This window comes from Okeania sp. SIO2B9 (genome assembly GCF_010672505.1).
In the GTDB taxonomy this organism is placed as follows: Bacteria; Cyanobacteriota; Cyanobacteriia; order Cyanobacteriales; family Microcoleaceae; genus Okeania; species Okeania hirsuta.
The window spans coordinates 1-5,273 of record NZ_JAAHGK010000462.1 but is presented as its reverse complement, the minus strand read 5'-3'; the positions used below and the strand labels follow the sequence as shown (position 1 = coordinate 5,273).

Here is a 5,273-nt window from a genome sequence, read left to right as displayed (position 1 = left end):
TACTCATCATTCAGCTTAAGCACAATTAGTTATCAGCAAATAATGAATAATTCCTTCTAAAGTTAAAAGAGCTTAATTTGCCAGTTATAGTCATTTAAAATAATAATCAAACAGTTTTTTAGCTGAAACCCTTTAACAGCAAGAAACATTCGTCTCAATCTCAACTAAAATGACGATACTTTTAATTCTCTCTCAATTTCAAAAGTTGCTTTTATTTCCTTCTATCAGTTATTAATGATAGCTAATAGCTAATAGCTGAATTCTGATGATTGTCAGTTAAATACTCATAAACTATTTTGATGATTTGCTATATTTTTTTCATCATTCAATTAACTCCTAAATAAAAAGCAGCAAAAAAAACAAATCTCCGGTTCCCTATCCCTGAATACTGAATCGTGATTAAACTTATTGAAGCAACATCACTATTTGTAGTCGTGTCTAAATCAGAATCACAAAAATCTTCTCGTTCCCTAGCAGGAATAGCAGGTATCGTAGCAATAGCCACATTAATCAGTAAAATATTTGGCCTAGTACGTCAACAGGCGATCGCCGCCGCCTTCGGAGTAGGTGCAGCAGTGGATGCCTATAATTACGCTTACGTTATCCCTGGCTTTTTATTAGTCCTATTAGGAGGAATTAATGGACCATTTCATAGTGCCATAGTCAGTGTCTTGGCAAAACGGGATAACTCAGAAGCAGCACCACTAATAGAAACCATCACAACTTTAGTCGGTGGAGTCCTATTATTAGTAACAATTGGTCTGATTATTTTTGCCCATTCATTAATTGACCTGGTAGCACCAGGTTTAAGCCAAACAACAACAGGTCTAGAAATTCGAGCGATCGCCATCCAACAATTCCAAATCATGGCCCCAATGGCTTTACTAGCAGGATTAATAGGTATTGGTTTTGGTGCTCTTAATGCTGCGGATATGTATTGGTTACCTTCTATTAGTCCGTTATTTTCTAGTGTGGCTTTATTAGGAGGAATTTTTATCTTAGTTTTGCAATTAGGAGAAAAAATTATTGAACAAAAATATGCCATGATGGGAGGCTTAGTTTTAGCCTGGGGCACCCTCATCGGAGCCATATTACAATGGTTAATTCAAGTTCCCGCATTGTGGCGAGCAGGTTTAGGAAAATTACGATTAAGATTTAATTTCCGCAACCCAGGAGTACAAGAAATTACTAAAGTAATGATACCTGCAACTTTGTCTTCGGGAATGTTACATATTAATGTTTATACAGATTTATTTTTTGCTTCTTATATTCCTCAAGCTGCTGCTTCTTTAGGTTATTCTGGTTTATTGGTACAGACTCCTTTGGGAATTATTTCTAATGTTATTTTAGTTCCTTTTTTACCAATATTTTCTCGATTAGCTGCACCGGAAAATTGGCAAGATTTAAAATATCGAATTCGTCAAGCTTTGGTATTAACAGGAATTACCATGTTGCCTTTAAGTGCAATTATGGTGATGTTAGCTTTGCCGATTGTGAGGGTAGTTTATGAACGTTTTGCTTTTGATTTATCAGCTTCAAAATTTGTCGCTTCTGTCTTAACAGCTTATGCAGTAGGAATGTTTGTTTATTTGGGAAGAGATGTTTTAGTCAGAGTTTTTTATGCTTTGGGAGATGGAGAAACTCCTTTTAAGATTAGTGTGATTAATATTTTTCTGAATGCTCTGTTAGATTATTTGTTAATTAATGCTTTTGGTGCTCCTGGTTTGGTATTGGCAACGGTGGGAGTAAATTTAATTTCAATGGTAATTTTTCTATTGTTATTAGATAGGAAACTAGGAGGTTTACCTTGGGGAGAATGGTTAAGACCTTTTACTGGTTTAATTGCTGGAACTTTGGCAACTGGTTTGGTTTGTTGGGGTGTGCTTTGGGGGAGTCAATTAGTGTTGGGAAGTGAGGGATTTTTTGTCCAGTTATTAGAACTTGGTTTGGCAAGTTTTTCGGGGTTAGTTATTTTTGGTTTGATAGTAATGAAAATGAATTTGCCAGAGGTTGATATTTTTGTTAGTCGAATTAGACAGAAATTGGGAATTTGAGTTGACATCCTCCTAGCTTTTATCTTTTTTTCTCCACTAACAAAGCGATCGCCAGTTCAACTACTACCCGTAAGTCACAAGTCAAAAGCTAAAGGTATTTTTAACTAAGTTTTTCCGACAGAAACCTTAAATAGGTAGTGCTATGTATCGCATTAAGAAAAAGGTTGATATTTTTATTCCTTTGTGACTACTACATCTATATAGATATATAGGTCAAAAGTAGTTTTGATAATTTACCCTTTGGTTAGTGCTTCATAAAATGAAATTAGCTATACGCAATAGTCGGAAATTCAGAACAACCCTCAGACTTGGAGTGCTTCAGGAAATAAAACTACTATTTCTCTATAGGCAATAGTCGGAAATTTCACAACTTCCCTCAGACTTTGAGTGCTTCATAAAATGAAACTACTATCTCTCTATACGCAATAGTCGGAAATTTCACAACTTCCCTCAGAGGCGGAATTTTTCATTTCCTGAAGCTTATATTTACCAGAGGCAATAGTCAGAAATTTCACAACTTCCCTCAGAGGCGGAATTTTTCATAAAATGAAACTACTATTTACCAGAGGCAATAGTCAGAAATTTCACAACTTCCCTCAGAGGCGGAATTTTTCATTTCCTGAAGCTTATATTTACCATAGGCAATAGTCAAAAATTCACAACTCCCCTCAGAGTTGGAGTGCTTCAGAGAATAAAATGATTATTTTCCCATCCACAATAGTCAAAAATCTACAACACACCTCTGAGTTTAGTGCTTCAGGAAATGAAACTACTATTTCTCATAGGCAATAGTCAAAAATTCACAACTACTCTCCAAGGCGGAATTTTTCATTTCCTGAAGCTTATATTTGCCATGGGCAATAGGCAAAAATTCAGAACTAACCTCAGAGGCTGAGTGCTTCAGAGAATGAAAAGACTATTTCCCCATACGCAATAGTAGAAAAGTTGAGAATAACAAGACAGAAAAACCTTAAACTATCCTTTTTCATTCAAGAGGAACTAGAAAAGACACCAAAATATCCTCAACACAATATTTTTCAATGGCCTAGAATGACTATCAGGTGCAGGAATTTTATCTTACATAATAGGATTTATTGATACGGGATATCTGATTAAAACAACAAATGATTTTACCTCCGACATAGAAGAAATTGTTAGAGAAAATAGAATTGTAGAGGATATCAAAGAGCGTAGATAGAGATAAAATTTGAAGTAAGCATTCAGCGGCAAACTCTCAGTCATAAGGTATTAACTTATTACTTTTGAAACAGGAATTAATATTGAAACTTTTACTTTGAGAGCGGTTCTCATATTAATGAAATAAAGTATTTTTTCTTTCCTATTGGTACTTAGAAATTTTATGGCAGAAAAAATACCTGAATTTCAGTTTAGGTAAGGGAATTACTTCAATAAACTAAAAATAGCTAGAACTTTTGCTAATTAATGATTCATGCCTTTTTGACATCAAAACATCTACTTGTCTATATTTGAGCCTATTTTTTACTTCTTTTTTGTGTAATTCCCACTATTCCCTACTCTCTACTCCTTACTCCCTAAATTTAAAAGAGCAGACATATTTCCATCTGCTACTAAAACCATAAAAATATCATTATTCGTCACAATAACCTTTTCAACTTCAATTGTTTTAACCTCAATATTTGCATCAATTTCCGAAGGCAACTTTATCTTCTGGATATATTCATTAGCTTCATCTTTAGCTCGAATTAATTCTTGGTCTAAAGGGAAGGAAAGACGTTCTTCAATTTGCTCAAGTAAAACAGGTTTCAAAAGCGAATCTGCTGTTGATAATAAAGTATTTTTTGTATCAACATCATAATCCAGTTCAACCACTTTCAGATTATTAGACTCTTTATCATAAAAAATCTTACCCCAAAGATATAATATTCCTTTTGCTCCCTGAAGCAAACTGTCTTTATCAGTCTTAAAATCAACCTTAACAAGAATTTTTTCACCTGATGCAGATAAATTAATTTCATTAACAATGAGTTTCAGATTTTCATCAACAGACAAAGACTTACCCCTAACTTTAGATTGAAGAGTATTATTAAATTCATCAAGGGAAACTTGCACAGGTAAATTTATTAAAAACTTATCTATTATCTGCTCTTGAATAGTAAGATTAGGCAACGGTTTAAAATTAATAACAGGAGCTTCTTTACATATACAAGTATCGACAAACATCTTAATAGCAATTCCAGATTGAACATTTGCACCATCACTCAAATTAAACTCTTTGAAACTAATACTTTGTGGTTCAGTTTTAATCCAAATTGAAGGGTCTTGATTTATTTTTTCTGACAAATGCAAATTATTCCATTGTTTTGTTACTTCTGCTTTTAGGTTTAAATTTTTAACAAGTTCAGCGATTAATTTAGGCTTCTCTTTATTAATAGCCTTATCCACCTGTTTTTTCAGAAGACTACGAATACTAATAGTACCAATATTTTTTATTGGTACTTCTGCTTTAGTTAAATTAGTCGATACATTTAGATTCGGTTGAATATTCCATTCATTATCTATTCCTAAAGAAAGATCACCAAAAATTGTACCTGCAATATTTGTCTCCACACTAACTGGTATCTCAAAAAGACGTAAATTAACTTCACCTTTTACTCTTGCAGTTCCTAATATTGGTACTGAAAAAGTTATCAGATTATTTTGAGTACCAATACTTAATTCTTTGCGATTAATTTCGTAGGTAAGATTATCATTAGAGAGCAAATCTGTAGGATCAGCTTCTGTACCCACAAATGTCTGAGGAATATTCAGATTCAATGCTTTCTCAATATCAGTCAAAGGAATTTTTACAGGTAGATTTAATATACTTTCACTACGCTCAGGTTGAAATGTATTAGCTGATGTCAACTCCGGCAGTTTAGGTTGAATATTTATTCCCTTAAAAGCTGCTCTCGAAGAAAAAATAATAACAATTAGCACGAATATCATTAAAATAAAAAATTTTATTACTCGTGGAATAGAGGATATTTTCATTGATTTTATTTGTATAAACTTAAAATATTGAAACTTTGCTTCCCCCCTCAAGTAAATAAGCCGTGGGGTAAACATTCAGTCGTCAGCTATCAGCTATCAGTTATGAGTTATTAACTCATATATTGGAAGGACGAATTAGTCTCCAAAGAGTGAAATATAAATGAAATTGATCGTTAGCTAACCTTAGTAAGTTATACTAAATGAATA

The 5,273-nt window shown here is 33.3% G+C and carries 2 protein-coding genes; one reads left to right on the top strand and one right to left on the bottom strand.

Going from position 1 to position 5,273, the window contains the following annotated elements:
- The first annotated feature begins 434 nt into the window (after positions 1-434).
- Positions 435-2,054 (top strand): murein biosynthesis integral membrane protein MurJ, encoded by a 1,620-nt coding sequence (murJ, locus tag F6K13_RS16925; protein WP_287287872.1) that lies wholly within the window; start codon positions 435-437, stop codon positions 2,052-2,054.
- Positions 2,055-3,593: 1,539 nt separating this feature from the next.
- On the opposite strand, the gene F6K13_RS16920 is transcribed toward murJ, so the two are convergent.
- A complete protein-coding gene (locus tag F6K13_RS16920) occupies positions 3,594-5,066 on the bottom strand; it encodes a DUF4403 family protein (RefSeq protein WP_287287871.1) in 1,473 nt (490 codons plus the stop codon).
- Positions 5,067-5,273: the final 207 nt, after the last annotated feature.